At 64.7% G+C, this 23,705-nt stretch carries 29 protein-coding genes; 28 read left to right on the top strand and 1 reads right to left on the bottom strand.

Going from position 1 to position 23,705, the window contains the following annotated elements; all coding sequences use genetic code 11:
* Positions 1 to 86 precede the first annotated feature (86 nt).
* Positions 87 to 1,550 carry a glutamate synthase subunit beta gene (locus ACYP5B_RS20625; RefSeq protein ID WP_183034187.1) on the top strand — a complete coding sequence of 488 codons (1,464 nt, stop codon included), beginning with the start codon at positions 87 to 89 and terminating at the stop codon, positions 1,548 to 1,550.
* Between the two features lie 88 nt (positions 1,551 to 1,638).
* On the opposite strand, the gene ACYP5B_RS20620 is transcribed toward ACYP5B_RS20625, so the two are convergent.
* Entirely contained in the window at positions 1,639 to 2,175 is a 537-nt protein-coding gene (locus ACYP5B_RS20620; RefSeq protein ID WP_459570948.1) for a GNAT family N-acetyltransferase, read from the bottom strand.
* A 287-nt stretch (positions 2,176 to 2,462) separates the two neighbouring features.
* Between ACYP5B_RS20620 and ACYP5B_RS20615 the strand changes: the two genes are divergently transcribed.
* The 27 genes from ACYP5B_RS20615 to ACYP5B_RS20485 form a co-directional block, all read left to right on the top strand.
* Positions 2,463 to 3,503 carry a Bug family tripartite tricarboxylate transporter substrate binding protein gene (locus ACYP5B_RS20615; protein WP_400091617.1) on the top strand — a complete coding sequence of 347 codons (1,041 nt, stop codon included), beginning with the start codon at positions 2,463 to 2,465 and terminating at the stop codon, positions 3,501 to 3,503.
* Positions 3,504 to 3,655: 152 nt separating this feature from the next.
* A complete protein-coding gene (locus tag ACYP5B_RS20610; protein ID WP_400091554.1) occupies positions 3,656 to 4,477 on the top strand; it encodes an ABC transporter ATP-binding protein in 822 nt (273 codons plus the stop codon).
* Positions 4,474 to 5,250 (top strand): lipid asymmetry maintenance ABC transporter permease subunit MlaE, encoded by a 777-nt coding sequence (gene mlaE, locus ACYP5B_RS20605; RefSeq protein WP_459570947.1) that lies wholly within the window; start codon positions 4,474 to 4,476, stop codon positions 5,248 to 5,250. The genes ACYP5B_RS20610 and mlaE overlap by 4 nt, the downstream gene beginning before the upstream one ends.
* Before the next feature lie 49 nt (positions 5,251 to 5,299).
* Positions 5,300 to 5,845 (top strand): outer membrane lipid asymmetry maintenance protein MlaD, encoded by a 546-nt coding sequence (mlaD, locus tag ACYP5B_RS20600; protein WP_459570946.1) that lies wholly within the window; start codon positions 5,300 to 5,302, stop codon positions 5,843 to 5,845.
* Complete coding sequence (locus tag ACYP5B_RS20595; protein WP_318231184.1) at positions 5,842 to 6,672, top strand: MlaA family lipoprotein; 831 nt, start codon at positions 5,842 to 5,844, stop codon at positions 6,670 to 6,672. The genes mlaD and ACYP5B_RS20595 overlap by 4 nt, the downstream gene beginning before the upstream one ends.
* Positions 6,673 to 6,875: 203 nt before the next feature.
* Positions 6,876 to 7,499 (top strand): MlaC/ttg2D family ABC transporter substrate-binding protein, encoded by a 624-nt coding sequence (locus ACYP5B_RS20590; protein WP_267604546.1) that lies wholly within the window; start codon positions 6,876 to 6,878, stop codon positions 7,497 to 7,499.
* 124 nt (positions 7,500 to 7,623) lie between these two features.
* Entirely contained in the window at positions 7,624 to 7,941 is a 318-nt protein-coding gene (locus tag ACYP5B_RS20585) for an STAS domain-containing protein (RefSeq protein ID WP_400091549.1), read from the top strand.
* A 247-nt stretch (positions 7,942 to 8,188) separates the two neighbouring features.
* The gene (locus ACYP5B_RS20580; protein ID WP_267604544.1) at positions 8,189 to 9,142 is read left to right on the top strand and encodes an ABC transporter ATP-binding protein; all 954 of its coding nucleotides are present in this window, start codon (positions 8,189 to 8,191) and stop codon (positions 9,140 to 9,142) included.
* Positions 9,143 to 9,198: 56 nt separating this feature from the next.
* Entirely contained in the window at positions 9,199 to 9,969 is a 771-nt protein-coding gene (locus ACYP5B_RS20575; protein WP_400091615.1) for an ABC transporter permease, read from the top strand.
* Positions 9,970 to 10,066: 97 nt separating this feature from the next.
* Positions 10,067 to 10,324 (top strand): BolA family protein, encoded by a 258-nt coding sequence (locus tag ACYP5B_RS20570; protein ID WP_006159650.1) that lies wholly within the window; start codon positions 10,067 to 10,069, stop codon positions 10,322 to 10,324.
* Positions 10,325 to 10,528: 204 nt separating this feature from the next.
* Complete coding sequence (murA, locus tag ACYP5B_RS20565; protein ID WP_459570945.1) at positions 10,529 to 11,779, top strand: UDP-N-acetylglucosamine 1-carboxyvinyltransferase; 1,251 nt, start codon at positions 10,529 to 10,531, stop codon at positions 11,777 to 11,779.
* 26 nt (positions 11,780 to 11,805) lie between these two features.
* Positions 11,806 to 12,468 (top strand): ATP phosphoribosyltransferase, encoded by a 663-nt coding sequence (gene hisG, locus ACYP5B_RS20560; RefSeq protein WP_150985708.1) that lies wholly within the window; start codon positions 11,806 to 11,808, stop codon positions 12,466 to 12,468.
* Positions 12,469 to 12,501: 33 nt separating this feature from the next.
* Positions 12,502 to 13,839: a histidinol dehydrogenase gene (gene hisD / locus ACYP5B_RS20555; RefSeq protein WP_459570944.1), complete on the top strand. Its 1,338-nt coding sequence runs from the start codon at positions 12,502 to 12,504 to the stop codon at positions 13,837 to 13,839.
* Positions 13,840 to 13,936: 97 nt separating this feature from the next.
* A complete protein-coding gene (gene hisC / locus ACYP5B_RS20550) occupies positions 13,937 to 15,037 on the top strand; it encodes a histidinol-phosphate transaminase (protein ID WP_459570943.1) in 1,101 nt (366 codons plus the stop codon).
* 4 nt (positions 15,038 to 15,041) lie between these two features.
* Positions 15,042 to 15,635: an imidazoleglycerol-phosphate dehydratase HisB gene (hisB, locus tag ACYP5B_RS20545; RefSeq protein ID WP_006159655.1), complete on the top strand. Its 594-nt coding sequence runs from the start codon at positions 15,042 to 15,044 to the stop codon at positions 15,633 to 15,635.
* 122 nt (positions 15,636 to 15,757) lie between these two features.
* Positions 15,758 to 16,381 carry a YchE family NAAT transporter gene (locus ACYP5B_RS20540; RefSeq protein WP_267604538.1) on the top strand — a complete coding sequence of 208 codons (624 nt, stop codon included), beginning with the start codon at positions 15,758 to 15,760 and terminating at the stop codon, positions 16,379 to 16,381.
* Entirely contained in the window at positions 16,378 to 17,031 is a 654-nt protein-coding gene (hisH, locus tag ACYP5B_RS20535) for an imidazole glycerol phosphate synthase subunit HisH (RefSeq protein WP_267604537.1), read from the top strand. The genes ACYP5B_RS20540 and hisH overlap by 4 nt, the downstream gene beginning before the upstream one ends.
* A gap of 89 nt (positions 17,032 to 17,120) precedes the next feature.
* Complete coding sequence (gene hisA / locus ACYP5B_RS20530; protein WP_318231181.1) at positions 17,121 to 17,867, top strand: 1-(5-phosphoribosyl)-5-[(5-phosphoribosylamino)methylideneamino]imidazole-4-carboxamide isomerase; 747 nt, start codon at positions 17,121 to 17,123, stop codon at positions 17,865 to 17,867.
* 78 nt (positions 17,868 to 17,945) lie between these two features.
* On the top strand, positions 17,946 to 18,716 hold the full coding sequence (gene hisF, locus ACYP5B_RS20525; RefSeq protein WP_267604535.1) for an imidazole glycerol phosphate synthase subunit HisF: 771 nt from the start codon (positions 17,946 to 17,948) through the stop codon (positions 18,714 to 18,716).
* Between the two features lie 15 nt (positions 18,717 to 18,731).
* Positions 18,732 to 19,139 carry a phosphoribosyl-AMP cyclohydrolase gene (hisI, locus tag ACYP5B_RS20520; protein WP_006159660.1) on the top strand — a complete coding sequence of 136 codons (408 nt, stop codon included), beginning with the start codon at positions 18,732 to 18,734 and terminating at the stop codon, positions 19,137 to 19,139.
* On the top strand, positions 19,136 to 19,516 hold the full coding sequence (locus ACYP5B_RS20515) for a phosphoribosyl-ATP diphosphatase (protein ID WP_253931149.1): 381 nt from the start codon (positions 19,136 to 19,138) through the stop codon (positions 19,514 to 19,516). The genes hisI and ACYP5B_RS20515 overlap by 4 nt, the downstream gene beginning before the upstream one ends.
* A 70-nt stretch (positions 19,517 to 19,586) precedes the next feature.
* Complete coding sequence (locus tag ACYP5B_RS20510; protein ID WP_318231179.1) at positions 19,587 to 19,961, top strand: DUF4870 family protein; 375 nt, start codon at positions 19,587 to 19,589, stop codon at positions 19,959 to 19,961.
* A gap of 82 nt (positions 19,962 to 20,043) precedes the next feature.
* The gene (locus tag ACYP5B_RS20505; protein WP_267604534.1) at positions 20,044 to 20,400 is read left to right on the top strand and encodes a histidine triad nucleotide-binding protein; all 357 of its coding nucleotides are present in this window, start codon (positions 20,044 to 20,046) and stop codon (positions 20,398 to 20,400) included.
* 164 nt (positions 20,401 to 20,564) lie between these two features.
* On the top strand, positions 20,565 to 20,801 hold the full coding sequence (gene tatA, locus ACYP5B_RS20500; RefSeq protein ID WP_400091543.1) for a Sec-independent protein translocase subunit TatA: 237 nt from the start codon (positions 20,565 to 20,567) through the stop codon (positions 20,799 to 20,801).
* A 151-nt stretch (positions 20,802 to 20,952) separates the two neighbouring features.
* Positions 20,953 to 21,462, top strand: coding sequence for a Sec-independent protein translocase protein TatB (gene tatB, locus ACYP5B_RS20495; RefSeq protein WP_400091541.1), 510 nt, complete (start codon positions 20,953 to 20,955; stop codon positions 21,460 to 21,462).
* 130 nt (positions 21,463 to 21,592) lie between these two features.
* A complete protein-coding gene (gene tatC, locus ACYP5B_RS20490; RefSeq protein ID WP_400091540.1) occupies positions 21,593 to 22,390 on the top strand; it encodes a twin-arginine translocase subunit TatC in 798 nt (265 codons plus the stop codon).
* 246 nt (positions 22,391 to 22,636) lie between these two features.
* On the top strand, positions 22,637 to 23,705 hold a 1,069-nt coding region (locus tag ACYP5B_RS20485), incomplete at its 3' end, for a porin (protein WP_459570942.1).

The following is a 23,705-nucleotide window of genomic DNA, read 5'->3' as shown; positions in this document are numbered from 1 at the left end:
GGATCCGCGCCGGCCTCACAAGATACTGACCTCACCGCGGGGCCGGCGCATGCGCCGGCGCCGCTCAGCATGACCAAGGACGCAACATGGGTAAGGCGACTGGCTTTCTCGAATTTCCGCGCCAGAACGAAGGTTACGAGCCCGTAACCAAGCGCGTGAAGCACTACAAGGAATTCGTATTCGCGCTGTCCGACAGCGAAGCGAAGATCCAGGGCGCGCGCTGCATGGACTGCGGCATTCCGTTCTGCAACAACGGCTGCCCGGTCAACAACATCATTCCTGACTTCAACGACCTGGTTTACCGCCAGGACTGGAAGTCGGCGATCGAGGTGCTGCACCAGACCAACAACTTCCCCGAGTTCACGGGCCGCATCTGCCCGGCACCGTGCGAGGCGGCCTGCACGCTGGGCATCAATGAAGCACCGGTCGGCATCAAGTCGATCGAGCACGCCATCATCGACAAGGCCTGGGAAGAAGGCTGGGTTGCCCCGCAACCGCCCAAGCACAAGACCGGCAAGACCGTTGCCGTGGTCGGCTCCGGCCCCGCAGGCATGGCCGTCGCCCAGCAGCTGGCACGCGCCGGCCACGACGTGACCGTGTTCGAGAAGAACGACCGCATCGGTGGCCTGCTGCGCTACGGCATCCCTGATTTCAAGCTCGAGAAGTGGCTGATTGACCGCCGCATGGAGCAGATGCAGGCCGAAGGCGTGACCTTCCGTGCCGGCGTGATGGTGACCGACGGCGAACTGCCGGCCGGCATCAAGAACTATGCGCGTGAAACCATCTCGGCCCAGGCCCTGCAAGACCAGTTCGACGCCGTGGTGCTGGCGGGTGGCTCGGAAGTGCCGCGGGACCTGCCGGTGCCGGGGCGCGACCTCGACGGCATTCACTACGCGCTGGAATTCCTGATCCCGCAGAACAAGGAAGTGGCCGGCGACGAGCCCAACGCGCTGCGCGCCGATGGCAAGCACGTGATCGTGATCGGCGGCGGTGACACCGGCTCCGACTGCGTGGGCACCTCGAACCGCCACGGCGCGGAATCGATCATCCAGTTCGAGCTGCTGCCGCAGCCGCCAGAAGAAGAGAACAAGGCGCTGGTGTGGCCGTACTGGCCGATCAAGCTGCGCACCTCGTCCTCGCACGACGAAGGCTGCAGCCGCGACTGGTCGGTGGCCACCAAGGAATTCATCGGCGAGAACGGCAAGATCACCGCGCTGAAGGCCTGCCGCGTCGAGTGGAAGGACGGCAAGATGCAGGAAGTGCCGGACAGCGAGTTCATCCTCAAGGCTGACCTCGTGCTGCTGGCCATGGGCTTCACCAACCCGGTGGGGTCGCTGCTCTCCGCCTTCGGCGTGGACACCGACGCGCGCAAGAACGCGCGTGCCAGCACCGAAGGCGATCGCGCTTACCACACCAACGTGCCCAAGGTGTTCGCCGCCGGCGACGTGCGCCGCGGCCAGTCGCTGGTGGTGTGGGCGATCCGCGAAGGCCGCCAGGCCGCGCGTTCGGTCGATGCCTTCCTGATGGGGCATTCGGAACTGCCGCGCTGATCTGCTGAAATGGTGATTCCGTGACGCGTTGATCGCGTCGCAAGACCCGCCCCGCGCAAGCCGGGCGGGTTTTTTTATTGCGGCGCGCTCAGCGTGGCTGCAGCGCGCTGCCCATCAGCACGGCGTCGTCGCCGTAAGCCGACAGTTTGGCGGACAAGGCAGCGTTGGCGGGCGTCAAATTCTCGTACCCGAGTCTGCGCCACCAGGCCGCCGCCGATTGCACGGCGACCAGCCGCGACGAGCGCAATCCGGCATCGAGCGCGGCCGCACGGGCAGCAGCGTAGAGCGCTGGCGCCATGCCCTTGCCCTGGCCGGCGGGCGCCACCGCCATGTCGTGCACGAACCAGGTCAGCGTGCTGGCCGGCTCACCAGCGTGCTCCCAATGCCGCTCCAGCACGCCGTCGAGTGCGGGCAGGCTGTCCTGCGGCCACATATGGGTAAACAGGTAGGCTGCCAATTTGCCTTCCTGCCCGGCAGCCACCCAGCACGTGGCGGGCGACAGCGCCAGGCGGCTACCCAGCGCCGCGGCGGACTCCAGCAGCATCCCGCGATAGCACTGGGCCTGGATTTCCAGCACGGCGGGCAGGTCGGTGGCCCGCATGGGCCGCAGAGTGTATTCACGCATGACGGGCGATTATAGGCGGCGCCAAACGAGAGAGGCCGTGGATGCCCGGAGAGCCGCGCCCAGCCGTGCTCACAGGGTTGTCCCGGCTATGGTTAACGTGGTCTGTGCGGCTCTAGGCATTCTTCGTAGAATGATCTGAACATTAAAAACAACGACTGCCTCGCTAATCCCTTTTCAGCCGATCAAGATGCCACGGCAATGCCAGTGGCCCGGAGGAATTGATGTCCGAAGTGCGCATTGTTTCGCGGCTTTGGCGAGGTAAGGCGAAGTTGCTTCACCCCGCTGCCATGCCGGCTTGTCTGCAGTTGTTCTTGCACGTCTGGCATCCACTGTTCCTCGCTGCCCTGCTGCTTGCTGCGAGCGGACCCGGCCTTGCCCGGCCAGCCTCAGTGCCGGCTACCGCGACGCCGGCAGCGTTTACGCGCCCGATATCGTTTCCCGTCCGACCTATCCGGCTGATCGTGCCTTTTCCGGCCGGCGGCGTGCCGGATGCTGTCGCGCGCCTGCTGGCCGAGCGCCTGGCGGTACACCTCGACGTGCCGGTCGACGTCGACAACCGGCCCGGCGCGGGCGGCACCACCGCGGGAGACGTGGTGGCCAAGGCCAGTTCCGACGGGCATACCTTGCTGTTCCACCAGGCCACCATGCTGATCCAGCCGGGCCTGGAGCCGGTGCCTTACGACGTGGTGCGCGACTTCACGCCGGTGGCGCGGGTCGCGACCATGCCGCTGTTCCTGGTGATCGATGCGCGCCTGCCGATGCGCACGCCACAGCAATGGCTCGCCGCGGTCAACGCCAGCCCGGGATCCTACAGCTACGGTTCCGGCCAGGCTGGCAGCCCCTCGCACCTCTATGCCCAATATGCCGTGCACGGTGTGCCGAACGGGGTGCCGCTGGTCACGGCCAAGGGCGAAGCGGCGGTGGTGCAGGAGATGCTTGCCGGGCGCGTCAGCGCCTGCTTCTGCGCATTTGCTTCCGTGCAGGCCCAGGTCAAGAGTGGCAATTTGCGCTTGCTCGGCGTGACTGGCGTGGCGCGTTCGCAACTGGCGCCCACGGTGCCCACGCTGCAGGAGTCGGGGCTGGATGGCTACGGCGCGGGCGCCTGGTACGGCGTCATTGCCCCGGCCAAGACGCCGCATGCCATCGTGGCGCGGATCGCCAGCGAACTGGATAGCATCATGGGCGAGCGCGAGGTGCGGGACCGCTTGCTGGCGGCCGGGCTGACGCCGCTGCGCGATTCGCCGGAAGCCTTTGCAACGGCGATCCGCTCGGAATCGATCCAGTGGCAGGTTATCTTGCGGCAAACCGGCGGGCCGACCGAGCCTTAAGGGGCACTTATGCGGGCAGGGCGATTGAAGTTTGCAACGCAAATGTGAGGAAACAATTATTTGCGTTTAACGGATGTGGATTGCGGCACACTGCCTCGGGCAGCGCTAGGTAGTAGCCCTTATAATGGCGGACTGCCTAACACGGTGCCAACGTGACCGATTACGCCTCAAACCTCGTCGAGCTCCAAGCTGTCGATTTCGCCTATACGGCGGGCGGCAAGCCAATCCTGTCAGGCCTTAGCATGCGCTTCCCGCGCGGCAAGGTGGTGGCTGTCATGGGCGGCTCCGGCTGCGGCAAGACCACCGTGATGCGCCTGATCGGCGGCCAGGTCAGGCCGCAGAGCGGCCAGGTGCTCTTCAACGGCGCCAATATCCCCACCCTCGACCGCAATGACCTGTATGCCGTGCGGCGGCAGATGGGCATGCTGTTCCAGTTTGGCGCGTTGTTCACCGATCTCTCGGTGTTCGATAACGTTGCCTTCCCGTTGCGCGAACATACCGACTTGCCCGAGTCGATGATCCGCGACCTGGTGCTGATGAAGCTCAATGCGGTTGGCCTGCGCGGCGCGCGCGAGCTGATGCCTTCGGAGATCTCCGGCGGCATGGCGCGCCGGGTGGCGCTGGCCCGTGCCATCGCGCTCGATCCCGCCTTGCTGATGTACGACGAGCCCTTTGCCGGGCTCGACCCGATCTCGCTGGGCCTGACCGCGCGCCTGATCCGTAGCCTGAACGACGCGCTGGGGGCCACCACCATCATCGTGTCGCACGACGTCAACGAGACCTTCCTCATTGCCGACTACGTCTATTTCATCGCCAATGGCCGCATTGCCGCCGAAGGCGAGCCCGAGGCCCTGCGCGCCTCGACGGATCCCTTCGTGCACCAGTTCGTCCATGCCGAGCCCGACGGCCCGGTTCCATTCCACTATCCGGGGCCGTCGCTGGCCGAGGACTTCGTGAGCGGGGCGGGACGATGATGGGATTCTTCATGAGCATCGGCTCCGCGGTGCGGCAGTCGTTCAGCGGCCTGGGCCATGCCACGCGCATGTTCTTCACCGTCCTGGCGATGTCCCCGGCGCTGCTGCGCCGCTTCCGCCTGGTGAGCGACCAGATTTTCTTTGTCGGGAACCTGTCGCTGGTGATCATCGCGGTTTCTGGCCTGTTTGTCGGCTTCGTGCTGGGTTTGCAGGGCTATTACACGCTGAATCGCTACGGCTCGGAGCAGGCGCTGGGCCTGCTGGTGGCGCTGTCGCTGGTGCGCGAGCTGGGTCCGGTGGTGACGGCGCTGCTGTTCGCCGGCCGCGCCGGCACCTCGCTCACCGCCGAGATCGGCCTGATGAAGGCTGGGGAGCAGCTTAGCGCCATGGAAATGATGGCCGTCAACCCGCTGCAGCGCGTGATCGCGCCGCGCTTCTGGGCTGGCGTGGTTGCCATGCCGGTGCTGGCGGCGATTTTCAGCGCCGTTGGCATCCTGGGCGGCTATGTGGTCGGGGTGCAGATGATCGGCGTGGACGCGGGCGCGTTCTGGTCGCAGATGCAAAATGGGGTGGATGTTCGCAATGACGTGCTCAATGGCGTCATAAAGAGCTTCATTTTTGGCATCGCGGTGACGTTTATAGCGTTGTACCAGGGTTATCAGGCCAAGCCGACGCCGGAAGGCGTGTCGCGCGCCACTACGCGCACCGTGGTGATTGCCTCGCTGGCGGTGCTGGCGCTGGATTTCCTGCTGACTGCGCTGATGTTCAGCTGACTTGGCCGGTGCGGTCGCCGGAGCCGGAGTACTTGAAGAAGAGACGCAGATGAAAAGAAATACACTCGATTTCTGGGTTGGGCTGTTTGTTGTGGCGGGTTTCGTGGCGCTGCTGTTCCTGGCGCTAAAGGCCGGCAACATGAGTACGCTGTCGTTCCAGGAGACCTATTCGGTGCAGGCGCGCTTCGATAATATCGGCGGCCTGAAGCCGCGCGCCCCGGTAAAGAGTGCCGGCGTGGTGGTGGGCCGGGTGGCCGATATCCGCTTCGACGACAAGACCTACCAGGCGACCGTGACCATCAACCTGGAAAAGCGCTACCAGTTTCCCAAGGACACCTCGGCCAAGATCCTGACCTCCGGCTTGCTCGGGGAGCAGTACCTGGGCCTTGAGGCGGGCGGCGATACCGCCATGCTGGCGGAAGGCTCGCGCATCACCATGACGCAATCGGCCGTGGTGCTGGAGAACCTGATCGGGCAGTTCCTGTACAACAAGGCCGCCGATGCAGGGGCCGGTGGCAACAGCGCCGGCGGCGCTGCCGCTGGAACTGGAGCCGGAGCCGGAGCCGCCAGCGGTGCAGCGGGGGGATTGAAATGACCGGCAAGCGTGCTGCTGCGCGCTGGCGTGCGGGACGAAACTGGTTGCTGGCAGCGTCGGTCGCATGGCTGGCGGCAGGTTGCGCAACCGGCCCGACGGCCAACCCGAAGGATCCCCTCGAGCCCCTCAACCGGGAAGTCTTCAAGGTCAACGACGCCGTCGACAGGACCGTGCTGCGCCCGGTCGCCCAGGTGTACGCCGATTACGTTCCGTCGCCGATCCGCACCGCGATCGACAACGCATTTTCCAACGTGAGCGATGTCTACTCGGCCGTCAACAACCTGCTGCAGGGCAAGCCCACCCGCGCCGCGGAAGACTCCATGCGCGTGGTCATCAACAGCGTGCTGGGCATTGGCGGCCTGATCGACATCGCCACGCCGGCCGGCTTGCCGAAGTACAAGGAGGATTTCGGCCAGACGCTGGGCGTATGGGGGGCGCCGGCAGGCCCGTACCTCGTGCTGCCGCTGTTCGGGCCGAGCACGGTGCGCGATACTGCCGGCATGCTGGTCGACCGCCAGATCGATCCGTCGGCGTATATCGATCCCGTGTGGCTGCGCAACTCGCTGTTCGGGGTGCGTGTCATCAACGCCCGGGCCTCGCTGCTTGGCGCCACGGGCCTGATCGAAATGGCGGCGCTCGACAAGTACGCCTTCATGCGCGACGCGTACCTGCAGCGCCGCGAGTACCAGATCTATGATGGCAACCCGCCGGAGCATGACGATACCGTGCCGACCAGCCCGCCGCCGGACGCCACGCAGGAAAATCAGTCACTGCCCACGCCGCCCGTGCAGATGCCTGGCAATATGGGCAATTTCCGCCTGCGTTGAGCGGGCGTTGTTGCAGCTCGTGTCGCCGCTGTGAGCGGTGCAACAAAGTATGAAGATGTGGCGCCGGAAGCTCCGGCGCCGCGAACTCGCAGGCCTCGCCCGAACTCCAACTGGGCGCATGACCATTACCGGCCTTGGGGCCGGGACGCGCAAGGCTGCCATACTGCGGTGCCCCTGCGTTATCGAATTGATAAGGACAAGATATGCTGAAGCGACTGTTGCTGCCTTTTCTTACCGTGGTTGCCTTTGCCGGCGCCGCCCACGCTCAATCGCAGGATGCCAGCACGCCCGACGGGCTGGTCAAGGCCGTGGTCGGCGACGTGATGACTTCGGTCAAGGCGGACAAGGACATGCAGGCCGGGAACATCGGCAAGATCTCGGCGCTGGTGGAGCAGAAGATCCTTCCCAACGCGAATTTCCAGAAGACCACGCAGATCGCCATGGGCCGCAACTGGTCCAAGGCCACGCCCGAGCAGCAAAAGCAGATTGCCGACGAGTTCAAGACCCTGCTGATCCGGACCTATTCGGGCGCCATCGCGCAGATCCGCGACCAGACCGTGCAGTTCCGCCCGTACCGCGGCAGCCCGGACGATACCGACGCCACCATCCGCACCCAGGTCATCAACAAGGGCGAGCCGATCCAGCTCGACTACCGCCTCGAGAAGACCCCGCAAGGCTGGAAGGTCTATGACATCAACGTGCTGGGCGCCTGGCTGACCGAAGCCTACAAGGGCAGCTTCAACACCATCGTGGGCCAGCAGGGCGTGGACGGCGTGATCAAGACGCTGCAGGACCGCAACCGCCAGCTCGCCAACGCCAAGAACTGAGCCTGCTTGCCTGCCTGCAAGGCAGGCCGCGGCGCAGCATGGCTGGCCGAAGTGTTCTACAATGAGCGCTCCCGTACTCGCGGGAGTGCTTTTTTCCAGACCCGCATCCCCGGACCGCTGCCAGATGCTTTCGCTCGACACCTCGCTGACCAACCGCAACGCCGCCACCGTGCTGCGTGACGGGCTGGCACGCCTGGCCCAGGGCGAAGCCCAGGTGGACTGCAGCAAGCTGACCCAGGTCGACTCCGCCGCCGTCGCCGTGCTGCTGGCCTGGCAGCGCGATGCCGGCAGCCGCGGCCAGTCGCTCGCGTTCGTTGGCGTACCGGCCCAGTTGGCTGAGCTGGCCACGCTGTACGGCGTCGATTCCCTGCTGCAAGTTGGCGCCCAGGCGGGCGCCACGGGCGCGCGGGGCGCGCAAGACACCGTTTCCCACCGACATTGAACCGGCATCCGTGGCAAGCTGCTGATCTGCGCTTGCTACCGCGATGCCCGGGCGATGGCTCGCGCCACGCCTCGCGCTCAAAGCGGGACTGCTCCCGCATCCCCTATAATTCCGGGTTGTTCGACCGTTCCGGCATATAAGGCTCGGACAAGACACGGTCGAAGCACCCAGGCGGTCCCCGCCATTTCAAGGAGGCCGGCGTGCGAGCCCACAAAAGCCCGACGCGTCTGCCAAACAGTATCCGGCCATGAAAGCCATCGAACTCAAAAATGTTCGCAAGCGCTACCGCAACCTGCAAGCGCTCAAGGGCGTCAGCTTCACCGTCGAGCGGGGCGAATTCTTCGGCCTGCTCGGCCCCAACGGTGCAGGCAAGACCACGCTGATCTCCATCCTGGCGGGCCTGAACCGTGCCGATTCCGGCAGCGTCAGCGTGCTCGGCCACGACGTGGTGTCCGATTACCGGCTGGCGCGGCGCATGTTGGGCGTGGTGCCGCAGGAGCTGGTCTTCGATCCCTTCTTCACGGTGCGCGAGACGCTACGCCTGCAGTCCGGCTATTTTGGCCTGACCCGCAATGACGACTGGATCGACGAGATCATGGCCAACCTGGATCTCACCAACAAGGCCGACGCCAATATGCGCCAGCTCTCCGGCGGCATGAAGCGGCGGGTGCTGGTGGCCCAGGCGCTGGTGCACCGGCCGCCGGTCATCGTGCTCGACGAGCCCACCGCCGGGGTCGACGTGGAGTTGCGCCAGACGCTGTGGAAGTTCATCTCGCGCCTGAATCGCGAAGGCCACACCATTATCCTCACCACCCACTACCTCGAAGAAGCCGAGGCGCTGTGCGACCGCATCGCCATGCTCAAGTTCGGCGAGGTGGTGGCGCTGGACCGCACCAGCAACCTGCTGAGCCAGTTCGCCGGGTTGCAGCTGGCGCTGACGTTCTCCCGAGGCACGTTGCCGGCCGCGCTCGAGCCGCTGCGCATGCCGTCCTCCAATCCGGGCGAGCGTGCCGTGCGCCTGCGCCTGTCGGGCTATCCGGCGGTGGAGCCGATCCTGGCCGCTTGCCGCGAGGCCGGCTGCGAGATCGAAGACATGGAAATCAACAAGGCAGACCTGGAGGACGTGTTCGTGCAGATCATGCGGCGCGAAGGTCATATGCCGGGTGCGCTGCCGGATACGGCGGTGGAGGCTGCAGCATGAAGATGCCAACTGAATTCGACGGCACGCAAGAGGCCATCAACACGCACCTCGCGCCGATGGCGGTGGGGGGGCTGGTGGGCTTTCGCACCCTGCTCTACAAGGAAGTGCTGCGTTTCTGGAAGGTCAGCTTCCAGACCGTGGCCGCGCCAGTGCTCACCGCGATCCTGTACCTGCTGATTTTCGGCCATGTGCTGGAGAACCGGGTGAAGGTGTACGACCAGATCAGCTATACCGCCTTCCTGGTGCCGGGCCTGGTGATGATGAGCGTGCTGCAGAACGCCTTCGCCAATAGTTCGTCGTCGCTGATCCAATCCAAGATCACCGGCAACCTGGTGTTCATCATGCTGCCGCCGCTGTCGCACTGGGAGATGTTCGGCGCCTACGTGGTGGCGTCCATCGTGCGCGGCCTGGCCGTGGGCCTGGGTGTGCTGCTGGTGACGGCCTGGTTCGCCAACCTGCACTTCGCCAATATCGCGTGGATCCTGGTGTTTGCCGTGCTGGGTGCGGCGATCCTTGGCACGCTGGGGCTGATCGCCGGGATCTGGGCCGAGAAGTTCGACCAGCTCGCGGCCTTCCAGAACTTCCTGATCATGCCGGCCACCTTCCTGTCCGGCGTGTTTTATTCGATCCACTCGCTGCCTCCCTTCTGGCAGGCGGTGTCGCATGCCAATCCGTTCTTCTACATGATCGACGGCTTCCGCTATGGCTTCTTCGGTGTCTCCGACGTGGCGCCGACCTTCAGCCTCGCAGTCGTGGGTACGGCTTTCGTGGTGCTTGCCACGGTCGCGCTGCAGCTGCTCAAGAGCGGCTACAAGCTGCGCCACTGAACGCCGCCCGCAAGAGCACAAGAGCACAAGAGCAGAAAGCCAAGAGCCCGTCTATCCAGATCCGGAAACGCAAGCGAATCAACGCGAAAAGACCATCATGCTGCCTACACCCCAACAAGTCAGGGACTATATCGCCCAAGGGCTGTCCTGCGAACACCTGGAAGTGGAGGGCGACGGCCAGCACTTCTTTGCCACCATCGTCAGCGCCCAGTTTGACGGCAAGCGCCTGATCCAGCGGCACCAGCAGGTCTACGCCGCGCTGGGCGACCGCATGCGCGCCGAGATCCATGCGCTGTCGATGAAGACGCTGACGCCGGCCGAATGGCAGGCGCAGGCGGGCGAGGGCAAGCAGTAAGCGCCGGAACCAGCCGGCCCCGCACAAAAAAATACGGACCAACAAGCTGGCCGCCCGACAGGCCGGACATGACAAACAGGGCCCGCACCACGCGCGGCGGCCCACGGGTACCAGATGCTGCGGCGGCGCGCCCTTGACGCACCGCCACGGACCGTAATGAACCATGCCGGACGCCAGCGGGCGGCCGGCCGGAATTGAAAGAACATGGACAAACTCGAGATCCAGGGCAATGGCCCGCTGCGAGGCGAGATCCGCGTATCCGGCGCCAAGAACGCTGCGCTGCCGATCCTGTGCGCCGGGCTGCTTAGCGCGGACACCATCTCACTCGACAACGTTCCCAGGCTGCAGGACGTGGGCACCACGCTCAAGCTGCTGCGCCAGATGGGCATGAAGGCCGAGCAGGATGGCGCGCAAGTGACGCTCAACGGCGCCGACGTCAACTCGCCAGAGGCCCCCTACGAACTGGTCAAGACCATGCGCGCCTCGATCCTGGTGCTGGGCCCGCTGGTGGCGCGCTTCGGCGAGGCGCGTGTGTCGTTGCCCGGCGGCTGCGCCATTGGCGCGCGACCGGTCGACCAGCACATCAAGGGCCTGCAGGCCATGGGCGCCGAGATCAGCATCGAGCACGGCTTTATCCATGCCCGCGCCAAGCGCTTGAAGGGCGCGCGCGTGGTGACCGACATGATCACCGTGACCGGCACCGAGAACCTGCTGATGGCCGCCACGCTGGCCGACGGCGAGACCGTGCTCGAGAACGCCGCGCGCGAGCCTGAGGTGACCGACCTGGCCAACCTGCTGGTCAAGATGGGCGCCCGCATCGAGGGCATCGGCACCGACCGCCTGGTGGTGCAGGGCGTGGAGCGCCTGCATGGCGCCAGCCACGCCGTGATCGCCGACCGCATCGAGGCCGGCACCTTCCTGTGTGCGGCCGCCGCGACGCTGGGCGACGTGGTGCTGCGCGGCGTGTCGCCGCACATCCTGGACACGGTGCTCGACAAGCTGCGCGAAACCGGCGCTGCCATCGAGACCGGCGAGGACTGGATCCGCCTGAAGATGGCCCAGCGCCCGCAGTCGGTGAGCTTTCGCACCTCAGAATACCCGGCCTTCCCGACCGACATGCAGGCGCAGTTCATGGCGCTGAACAGCGTGGCGGGCGGGGTGGCCCGCATTACCGAAACCATTTTCGAAAACCGCTTCATGCACGTGCAGGAGCTGAACCGGCTGGGCGCCGACATCGCGGTGGAAGGCAATGCCGCGGTGGTCACCGGCGTGCCCCGTCTGTCGGGCGCCAAGGTGATGGCGACCGACCTGCGCGCCTCTGCCAGCCTGGTGATCGCCGGCCTGGTGGCCGAGGGCGAGACCGTGATCGACCGCATCTATCACCTCGACCGTGGCTATGACCGCATGGAAGACAAGCTGTCGGCCGTGGGCGCCAAGATCCGCCGCATCGCCTGAGCGCACGAAAAGATAAAAGGACGCAGATGAGCCCCTCCCCGACCCAGTTGACGCTGGCCCTCTCCAAGGGCCGGATCTTCACCGAAACCATGCCGCTGCTCGAGGCGGCCGGCATCCATGTCACCGAGGATCCGGAAACCTCGCGCAAGCTGATCCTGCCCACCTCCGATCCGGACGTGCGCGTCATCATCGTGCGCGCCTCAGACGTGCCGACCTACGTGCAATACGGCGCGGCCGACTTCGGCGTGGCGGGCAAGGACGTGCTGATGGAACACGGCATGGCCGGGCTGTACGCGCCGATCGACCTGAATATCGCCAAATGCCGCATGTCGGTGGCGACCTCGGCCGGTTTCGACTACGCCAGCGCGGTGCGCCAGGGCGCGCGGCTGGCCGTGGCCACCAAGTATGTGCAGACCGCGCGCGAGCACTTCGCCAAGAAGGGCGTGCACGTGGACCTGATCAAGCTGTATGGCTCGATGGAACTCGGGCCGCTGGTGGGACTGGCTGACGCCATTGTCGACCTGGTCAGCACCGGTGGGACCCTGCGTGCCAACAACCTGGTCGAAGTGGAAGAGATCGTGCAGATATCGTCGCGCCTGGTGGTCAACCAGGCTGCTCTCAAACTCAAGCGTGAGCGGCTTGCCCCGATTCTCGACGCGTTTGAACGGGCCTCCGCCGCGCTGGCTTGATGCCGCGCAGGAGAGAGCCTGGGGAATGGAGTCATGAACGAAAATTCTATGGAAAACCTCGAAATCCGCCGGCTGGATTCAACCGAGCAGGGCTTTGCCGCCGAGTTGCGCAAGGTGCTGGCGTTTGAAGCCGGTGAAGACGACGCCATCGATCGCGCCGTGGCGCAGATCCTTGCCGATGTGAAGGCACGCGGCGACGCCGCGGTGCTGGAATACACGCAACGCTTTGACCGCGTCGAAGCCGCCTCGATGGCCGCGCTGGAGATCTCGCCGGCCAAGCTCGAAGCGGCGCTCGACGAACTCGAGCCCAAGCGCCGCGCGGCGCTGGAGACTGCGGCGGCGCGCGTGCGCGCCTACCACGAGAAGCAGAAGATCGAGTGCGGCAGCCACAGCTGGGAATACACCGAATCCGACGGCACCGTGCTGGGACAGAAGGTGACCCCGCTGGACCGCGTCGGCATCTATGTGCCGGGCGGCAAGGCGGCGTACCCGTCGTCCGTGCTGATGAACGCCATCCCCGCGCGCGTGGCCGGCGTCAAGGAAGTCATCATGGTCGTGCCCACGCCGGGCGGCGTGCGCAACGAGCTGGTGCTGGCCGCCGCGCAGATAGCCGGCGTGGACCGCGTGTTCACCATCGGCGGCGCGCAGGCGATTGGCGCGCTGGCCTACGGCACGGGCGCGCTGCCCCAGGTCGACAAGATCGTTGGCCCGGGCAACGCCTACGTGGCGGCGGCCAAGCGCCGCGTGTTCGGCACCGTCGGCATCGACATGATCGCCGGCCCGTCCGAGATCCTGGTGATCTGCGACGGCACCACCGATCCGGACTGGGTGGCGATGGACCTGTTCTCGCAGGCCGAGCACGATGAGCTCGCGCAATCCATCCTGCTGTGCCCGGACTCGAACTACCTGGCCCAGGTGGAGGAGAGCATCCACCGCCAGCTTGATTCCATGCCGCGCCGCGATGTCATCCGTGCCTCGCTGTCCGGGCGCGGCGCGCTGATCCGGGTACGCGACATGGACGAGGCCTGCGAGATCGCCAACGCGATCGCGCCGGAGCACCTGGAGATTTCCGCCGAGAACCCGCGCCACTGGGCCGAGAAGATCCGCCACGCCGGCGCCATCTTCCTGGGCCGCTACACCAGCGAGTCGCTGGGCGACTACTGTGCCGGGCCCAACCATGTGCTGCCGACCTCGCGCACCGCGCGTTTCTCGTCGCCGCTGGGTGTGTATGACTTCCAGAAGCGCTCCAGCCTGATCGAAGTGAGCGAGCAGGGCGCCCAGATGCTCGGCCAGATCGCCGCCGAGCTGGCCTACGGCGAGGGCTTGCAGGCCCACGCCCGGAGTGCCGAATACCGCCTGAGGCGCAACTGAAGCGCACTTTAGGCAAAGCGGCCGGGCTCCCGGGTTTGTCCAGGAGCCGGCCAGATACCCGCAATCCGCACCGACCACCGACCCAAGAGGTAATCCAATGTCCGTAGTGCAGCCTTCCCTGATCGAACGCATCATCCGTGACGACGTACGCGCCATGGGCGCCTACCATGTGCCGGATTCGCACGGTCTGGTGAAGCTGGACGCGATGGAAAACCCCTACCAGCTGCCCGAGGCGCTGCGCGCAAAGCTGGCCGCGCGGCTGGCCGAGGTGGCGTTGAACCGCTACCCGGTGCCTAGCAGCGAAGTGCTGCGCGCGCGCCTGAAAACGGTCATGGACGTGCCCGCGGGTATGGACGTGCTGCTGGGCAACGGCTCGGACGAGATCATCAGCATGTTGTCGCTGGCCGCCGCCAGGCCGGGCGCCAAGGTGCTGGCACCGGTGCCGGGCTTCGTCATGTACGCCATGTCCGCCCAGTTTGCCGGGCTGGAATTCGTCGGCGTGCCGCTCAAGGCGGATTTCACGCTCGACCGTGCCGCCATGCTCGCGGCCATGGCCGAGCACCAGCCGGCCATCATCTACCTGGCCTACCCCAACAATCCCACCGGCAACCTGTTCGATGCGGATGACATGGAAGCCATCGTGCGTGCCGCCCAGGGCGAGGTTTGCCAGAGCCTGGTGGTGGTCGACGAGGCCTACCAGCCATTCGCCCAGGACACCTGGATGCCGCGCCTGGCCGAGTTCGGCAACCTGCTGGTGATGCGTACCGTGTCCAAGCTGGGCCTGGCCGGCATCCGGCTGGGTTACCTGGCCGGCGCACCGGAATGGCTCTCGCAGCTCGACAAGGTGCGCCCGCCGTACAACGTCAATGTGCTGACGGAGGCCACCGCGCTGTTCGTGCTGGAGCACGTCGATGTGCTGGACCAGCAGGCTGCGCAACTGCGCGCCGAGCGCGCCACCGTGGCCAGCGCCCTGGCTGCCTTGCCGGGCGTGACGGTGTACCCGAGCGCCGCGAATTTCCTGCTGGTGCGCGTCGCCGATTCCGCCCGCGTGTTCGACGGGGTGCTCGCGCGCAAGGTTTTGATCAAGAACGTGGGTAAAATGCACCCATTGCTGGCCAACTGTCTGCGCGTCACGGTCAGCACTCCCGAAGAGAACGCGCAATTTCTCGCTGCCTTCCAGGCAGCGTTGCAGGATTAACACCATGCGTGTTGCAGAGGTCACCCGCAATACTTCGGAAACGCAAATTCGCGTTTCGCTGAATCTCGATGGCACCGGCCGCCAGAAACTGGCGTCCGGCGTGCCGTTCCTCGACCACATGCTGGACCAGATCGCCCGCCATGGCATGTTCGACCTCGAGGTTGAAGCCAGCGGCGACACCCATATCGATGACCACCACACGGTGGAAGACGTCGGCATCGCGCTTGGCCAGGCCGTTGCCAAGGCTATCGGCGACAAGAAGGGCATCACCCGCTACGGCCACAGCTATGTGCCGCTGGACGAATGCCTGTCGCGCGTGGTGATCGACTTCTCCGGCCGTCCCGGCCTGGAGTTCCACGTGCCGTTCACCCGCGCGCGGGTGGGCAGCTTCGACGTGGACCTGACCATCGAGTTCTTCCGCGGCTTCGTCAACCATGCCGCGGTAACGCTGCATATCGACAACCTGCGCGGCATCAATGCCCACCATCAATGCGAAACCGTGTTCAAGGCCTTCGGCCGTGCGCTGCGCATGGCGGTGGAAATGGATCCGCGCGCCGGCAACACGATTCCGTCGACCAAGGGCACCCTCGTCGGCTGAGCCTGAACGGCGTCCACCAGCCTCGCATGGCGGCGCGTTCTGCGCCGCCGGCGGCAAACCTCCGATCAACGTGGTGCCGATGCGGCACCGACGCGGCATTAGCGCGACATTAGCCCAACCCGATGGATACGCTTAAGTCGTTCATCTCGCTGCTGGCGCTGATCAACCCGATCGGGGCCATCCCGTTCTTCATCAGCCTGACTACCCAGCAGACCGAGGAAGAAAAGCGGCATACCATCAAGATCGCGGCGATCTCGGTGGCGACGGTAGTGGGCATCTCCGCCTTGCTGGGCCAGCAGATCATTGAGTTCTTCAACATCTCGGTGGCCTCGCTGCAGGTGGGCGGCGGCCTCATCATGATCATGATGGCGATGAACATGCTGAATGCCCAGACCGGTCGCACCAAGGCGACGCCCGAGGAAGAGGACGAGGCGGAAGCCAAGGCCAGCATCGCGGTGGTGCCGCTGGCGCTGCCCTTGCTGACCGGGCCCGGCTCGATCAGCACGGTGATCGTCTATGCCGGCAAGACCCAGCACTGGTATCAGTTGCTGATTCTGGTCGGAATTGGGATCGCGCTGGGCGCAGTGGTATATATAGTGTTCCGCGCCGCGGACCCGATCGCGCGCGTGATCGGCCGCACTGGCATCAATATCGGCACGCGCTTGATGGGACTGATCCTGTCGGCGCTGGCCGTGGAATTCATTGTGGACGGGCTTAAGACATTGTTGCCTGTTTTGAAATCATGACTACCATAGCAATTGTGGATTACGGCATGGGCAACCTGCGCTCGGTGGCGCAGGCCCTGCGTGCGGCGGCGCCTGAGGCGGACGTGCAGGTGGTGGACCAGCCCGAGGCGATCCGCGCGGCGGACCGCGTGGTGCTGCCCGGCCAAGGGGCAATGCCCGACTGCATGGGCGCGCTGGGCGCTTCCGGCTTGCAGCAGGCGGTGATCGAGGCCGCTGCCAGCAAGCCGATGCTGGGAGTGTGCGTTGGCGAACAGATGCTGTTCGACTTCAGCAAGGAAAGTAGGGCGCAGGACGGCAGCACGCCTTGCCTGGGGCTGTTGCCCGGCGAGGTGATCCGCTTCGAGCTGGAGGGCATGACCCAGCCGGACGGCTCGCGCTACAAGGTGCCGCAGATGGGCTGGAACCGGGTGCGGCAAGCGCGCTCCCATCCGCTGTGGGCTGGCATTCCTGATGAAAGCTGGTTCTATTTCGTGCATAGTTACTACGTGCATGCGCAGGATCCGGCGCATATCGCCGGCGAAACCGACTACGGTGTCGTATTTACGAGCGCGGTGGCGCGCGATAATATTTTTGCCACGCAGTTCCACCCGGAAAAGAGCGCCGCCATGGGCTTGCAGCTGTACCGGAACTTTGTGCACTGGAATCCTTGAACCTCGATAGCGGCTTTTTCGGGACCGAGTTGGCCGGCCACGGTGGCTAGCTCAATTTTCTCTTTCACTCAATCACGCTCGTCACACTTATGTTGCTCATTCCGGCCATCGACCTGAAGGACGGTCAATGTGTACGCCTTAAACAAGGCGACATGGACCAGGCCACCGTCTTTTCCGAAGATCCCGCCGCCATGGCACGTCACTGGGTGGAGCAGGGCGCACGGCGCCTGCACCTGGTCGACCTCAATGGTGCGTTCGTGGGCAAGCCCCGCAATGAAGCTGCCATCAAGGCCATCATCGCCGAGGTGGGCGATGAGATCCCGATCCAGCTCGGCGGCGGCATCCGCGACCTGAATACTATCGAGCGCTGGCTCGACGGCGGCCTGTCGTACGTGATCATCGGCACTGCCGCGGTCAAGAATCCGGGTTTCCTCAAGGATGCCTGCACGGCGTTCGGTGGCCATATCATCGTTGGCCTGGACGCCCGCGAAGGCAAGGTCGCCACCGACGGCTGGAGCAAGCTGACCGGCCACGAAGTCGCGGACCTCGCGCGCAAGTACGAGGACTACGGCGTGGAAGCCATCATCTACACCGACATCGGCCGCGACGGCATGCTGCAGGGCATCAACATCGATGCCACCGTCAAGCTGGCGCAGTCGGCGACGATTCCGGTGATCGCCAGCGGCGGGCTGTCCGACCTGGCCGATATCGAACGCCTGTGCCGCGTGCAAAAGGATGGTGTCGAAGGCGTCATCTGCGGCCGCGCGATCTATTCGGGCGACCTCAATTTCGCTGAAGCCCAGGCGCTTGCCGACAAGCTCGGCGCCGAGCAGTAAGACAACGCGCCTCGCGCGCGACAATTGCAGCCACCGGCGCTGTGCATGCGTGCAGCGCCGTGGCGGGCAAGGAATCCCATGCTAGCCAAACGTATCATCCCCTGCCTCGACGTGACCAACGGGCGGGTGGTCAAGGGTGTCAACTTCGTCGAATTGCGCGACGCGGGTGACCCGGTCGAGATCGCCCGCCGTTACGACGAGCAGGGTGCTGATGAAATCACTTTTCTTGACATCACCGCGACCAGCGACGGCCGCGACCTGATCCTGCACATCATCGAGGCGGTTGCCTCCCAGGTCTTCATCCCGCTGACGGTGGGCGGCGGCGTGCGCGCCGTGGAAGACGTGCGGCGCCTGCTCAATGCCGGCGCGGACAAGATCAGCGTCAACTCCTCGGCCATCGCCAACCCGCAGCTGGTGTCGGACGCCACCGCGCGCTACGGCTCGCAGTGCATCGTGGTCGCGATCGACGCCAAGCGCAGCTCCGCGCCCGGCGAGCCGGCGCGCTGGGAAGTCTTCACCCACGGCGGGCGCAAGGCCACGGGCCTGGACGCCGTGGAATGGGCACGCGAGATGGCCGCGCGCGGCGCCGGCGAGCTGCTGCTCACCAGCATGGACCGCGACGGCACCAAGAGCGGCTTCGACCTCGAGCTCACGCGGGCTGTCAGCGACGCGGTGTCGGTGCCGGTGATCGCCTCGGGCGGCGTGGGCGGCCTGAAGGACCTGGCCGACGGCATCAAGCTGGGGCACGCCGACGCGGTGCTGGCCGCCAGCATCTTCCACTACGGCGAGCACACCGTTGGCGAAGCAAAGGCATTCATGGCCCGCGAGGGCATTCCGGTGCGAATCTGAACACGGCGAACCGACATGGCAAAGAAGTGGCTCAACAAGGTTAAGTGGGACGACAACGGCCTGGTGCCGGTGATCGTCCAGGAAGTCGGCTCGAACGACGTGCTGATGTTTGCGTTCATGAACCGCGAAGCGCTCCAGCGCACCGCGGAGATCGGCGAGGCCGTATTCTGGTCGCGCTCGCGCAAGCGCCTGTGGCACAAGGGCGAGGAATCCGGTCACGTGCAGAAGGTGCACGAAATGCGCCTGGATTGCGACGAAGACGTAGTCCTGCTCAAGGTCACCCAGAACGACGGCATCGCCTGCCACACCGGGCGCCACTCCTGCTTCTTCCAGAAGTTCGAAGGCGACGCCGACAACGGCGACTGGCAGACCGTCGAGCCCGTGCTCAAGGATCCGTCCACCATTTACGCGGCCAAGCCATGAGCGAGCAACACTTGAGCAGCGCGGACGTGCTGGCCCGCCTGGCCGCCGTGCTGGAGTCGCGCAAGCCGGAGAACGGCGGCGATCCGGACAAGTCTTATGTGGCACGCCTGTTCCACAAGGGCGACGACGCCATCCTGAAGAAGATCGGCGAGGAAGCCACCGAGACCGTGATGGCAGCCAAGGACGCCCGCGCCGCCGGCCTGGGCCCTGAGGCAGTCGGCAAGGTGGTGTACGAAGTGGCCGATCTCTGGTTCCACAGCATGGTGCTGCTCGCCCGCTTCGGCCTGAAGCCGGCCGACGTGGTCAACGAACTGGCCCGCCGCGAAGGCCTGTCCGGCCTCGAGGAAAAAGCCCAGCGCAAGGCCGACGGCAGCTGAATTCTCGCGCCGGCCGGCCGGGCAACCCGCAGCTACCAGCAGATTCGAGCCGCTTTGAGGAGCAACGACGATGGGGGATGTGATCACCGCTGACAACGATCGGCTCGCCAGCCTGCGCAAGCTGACGCACATTCTTTATGCCCTGTACGCCATTTTCTGGCTGACTGGCGGCATCACCGCGCTGATCGCCATCGTGGTGGGGTACGTCAAGCGTGACGACACGCAGGGCACCCTCTACGGTTCCCACTTTGCCTGGCAGATCCGGTCCTTCTGGTGGTCGGTGGCGTGGGCCATCCTGGGGGGCGTGCTGTTTGCCACGGTGATCCTGATACCGTTGGCCTTCGCGGTATGGGGCGTGCTGTCCCTGTGGATGTTGTATCGTATCGTCAAGGGCTGGCTCTACCTGAACGACAGCAAGCCGATGTACCCGGATCAGCGTTTCTGACGTTTCTGACGGGATCCCGACGGGTTTCTGGCAGGTTCACGGCGAAATCGCAGCCTGATTTGCTGCGCGCAACGAAATTTTCATGAATTCACCGCACAATTGCCTCTTCTGCCGGATCGTGGCCGGCCAGCTACCGTCGCGCAAGGTGTATGAAGACGACGAAATGCTGGCTTTCCATGATATCCACCCGAAAGCCCCGGTACACTTCCTGCTCATTCCCAAGGTGCATGTCGATTCGCTGGCCGATTGCGGACCCGGTGAAAGCGCGGTGCTTGCTAAAATGATGTTGAAAGTGCCCGAGTTGGCGCGCGCGGCAGGCTGTGGCAATGGTTTCCGGACGGTCATCAATACCGGTCCGGATGGCGGACAGGAGGTGTACCACCTCCATCTGCACGTGCTTGGCGGCCCGCGCAACCAGTGGAAGGTGCCGCTGCCTTAACGGCTGGCCTCAAGCCAGCCTGGCAGCCAACCCATGCAGGACCGCGGGCCGTGTGGCCCTCGGTCAGATGCCGTGCCGGCAACCGTCGCCCGGCATGGCCTTCAGTGACGGAACAACAAGCCGGGATGGCAAGGCGCCGCCCCAGGCTTCATCAGGAGCAGAAAATGGGTTCGTTTAGCATTTGGCACTGGCTCATCGTGCTGGTGATCGTCATGCTGGTCTTTGGCACCAAGAAGCTGCGCAATATCGGCCAGGACCTCGGCGGCGCCGTGAAGGGCTTCAAGGACGGCATGAAGGATGCCAACGGCAATCCCGCTGACGCTCCGGACGCGCCCGCCAAGGAGCTGCGCGACGCCACCACCATCGACGTCGAAGCCAAGGAAAAGTCGCGCCAGCAGTAAGCGCGATCCCACTCTTGCCAGCACGCCTGATGCCCTTCCTACTGGCAGCAATGCCTTGCCGGCCACGTTCGCTTTGCCACGCTCGCCAGCGTGACGATCTGTGCGCTGGCCGGGGCGGCCGTTGTTGCGGCCTCATCCTTTCGAACTTCGCATGATCGATCTCGGCATTTCCAAGCTTGCACTGATCGGCGCGGTGGCGCTGGTGGTGATCGGTCCCGAGCGGCTGCCGAAGGTGGCGCGCACGGTCGGCGCACTGGTCGGCCGCGCGCAGCGCTATATCAACGATGTGAAGGCAGAAGTCAGCCGCGAGGTCGAACTCGACGAACTGCGCAAGATGCGCACGGAGTTCGAGGACGCCGCGCGTGATGTAGAGCGCACTATCCACAAGGAAGTGCACGAGCACGGCCAGGCCCTGAACGATGCGCTGACCGGCACCGATTCCAGCGCGCAGGAGGGGGCAAGCCCGCCCAGCGGCTACGTGCCATCCTGGGACACGGCGCACAAGGCCCACAACGGCCGCAAGAGCTGGCGCGTCAAGCAAGGCGCGCAGCCCTTGTGGTACAAGCGCCAGCACAATGTACGCGTGTGGGCGCAATCCGGCGCCGCGCGCGTCAAGCGCCACCGTCCCGCCACCGGTCCCGCCCGCTCTTTCTTCGAGTGAGCATGAAGGGGCTTGTCCACACGCCGGTACCCGGCCGGCCATCGCTGTCGTGCGTTCCGACTTGCGCGCCGTGCCGTTGTATCGCCACTGATTCCTCGATGCCAGCCACCCCGGCTGAGCGGTCCACGCCATGAGCGACTCCCGTTCCCAAGATCCCCAAGACCCTCAAGACGATGGTCAGCAGGAAACCTTCATCTCTCACCTGGTGGAGTTGCGCTCGCGTATCGTCAAGGCTGCGTCGGGCGTGATCCTGGTGTTCGTCAGCCTGGTGTACTGGGCGCCAAACATCTACAACCTGTTTGCCAAGCCGTTGATGGAATCGCTGCCCAAGGGCGGCAGGATGATCGTCACCGATGTCACCGGCTCCTTCTTCGTGCCGATGAAGGTGACGCTGCTGGTGGCCTTCCTGATAGCGCTGCCCTGGGTGCTCTACCAGATATGGCAGTTCGTTGCGCCCGGCTTGTACCAGCATGAGAAGCGGTTGATCGTGCCGCTGGTGAGCAGCAGCTATATCCTGTTTATCTGCGGCGTGGCGTTTGCCTATTTCCTCGTGTTTCCCACGGTGTTCCATTTCATGGCGCACTACAACGCCCCGCTGGGGGCCGAGATGTCGACCGACATCGACAAGTACCTCAGCTTCGCCATGACCATGTTCCTGGCCTTCGGCATTACCTTCGAGGTGCCGGTGGTCGTGATCGTGCTGGTGCGCTTCGGCGTGGTCGAGCTGGAGAAGCTAAAGCAGATTCGCCCCTACGTGATCGTGGGCGCCTTCGTGATCGCCGCCGTGGTGACGCCGCCGGATGTGCTGTCCCAGCTGTTGCTGGCAGTGCCCTTGGTGGCGCTTTATGAGTTGGGGCTGATCATGGCCCGATTCACCGCAAAGCCGGCTGCCGTGGACGCTGCAGCCAGCGAAGCCCAGCCGGATTGACGGCCGGGCCGAATGGCGAGTACAAGGCTTGGCACCGCAACTTTTGCACCAAAACGGTGAAAATCACCGTGTATGCTGTTGCGACATCACAACAAAATGCCTCCGTAACCATGGTTTACGACGAAAAAGCCTTCTAGCGGCCGGGGGGGCTGACCCATAATACGCAGCAGACGTGAAGGTAAATGCGTCGCCCAAGCACTTGGGCAAGCCAAGATTTCCCAATCAGTTGACAAGGAAAGTGTCGATATGAAGATGAAACTGTTTGCAGCCGCTGTAGCTGCCCTGGCCGCTGGTGGTGCGTATGCCCAATCGAGCGTGACCCTGTACGGCGTTGTTGACGCTGGTATTGAATACACCAACAAGAACGCTACGAACGCAGCGCACACCAACAGCAACAACCTGTGGGCTATGCAGTCGGGCAACCAATCCGGATCGCGTTGGGGCCTGCGTGGCGTGGAAGATCTGGGCGGCGGTCTGAAGGGCATCTTCGTCCTGGAAAGCGGCTTCAGCGTCGACGACGGTAAATCGGCTCAAGGCGGCCGCCTGTTCGGTCGTGCCGCCTACGTCGGCCTGCAGAACCAGTACGGCACGCTGACCCTGGGCCGCCAGCAGACCACGTTCTATGATTTCGGCCTGATCTATGATCCGATGGCCATTGCGACCCGTTACAGCATTACCGCGACGGCTCCGGAATACGCTTTCCGCGCCGACAATACCGTTAAGTACACCGGTACTTTCGGTGGCCTGACCACTTCGGCCTTCTACAGCTTCACTAACAACGGCAACGAAACCCCGGGTAACTTCACGAATGGCCGCGAATACGGCTTCCTGGCAAGCTACGCTGCTGGCCCGTTCTCGGTTGGTGCCGCCTATGATCAGTCGAACGGCCTCGGTGCCAGCAGCGCACAGCTGACCCGCCGCGCCACCATCGCTGGTACCTACGCTTTCGGCCCGGCCAAGATCTACGCTGGCTACCGTTACGCTAAGGCTTACAACAACGCGACCCTGCCGGGTGCTGCTGGCACGTTGAACACCGCCTCGAACCTGGGTTGGGTTGGTCTGGGCTATCAGCTGACCCCGGCTCTGTCGCTGTCGGGCGCCGCTTACTACCAGAATATGCGTAACGCCAAGGCTAACCCGTGGCAGTTCGTGACGACCGCCGACTACGCGCTGTCGAAGCGTACCGACGTGTACGCCTCGGCTACGTACATCCTGAACAAGGGTGCCAACTCGGCGCTGGGCGTGAATGGCTTCAACGACCAAAACCCGTCGACGTTCGTCCAAACTGGTGGCAACCAGCTCGGCGGCGTGGTTG

The sequence above is a fragment of the Cupriavidus sp. 8B genome (assembly GCF_054589115.1).
The sequence above is the reverse complement of the archived record's forward strand: the minus strand, read 5'-3'. Positions and strand labels throughout refer to the sequence as shown.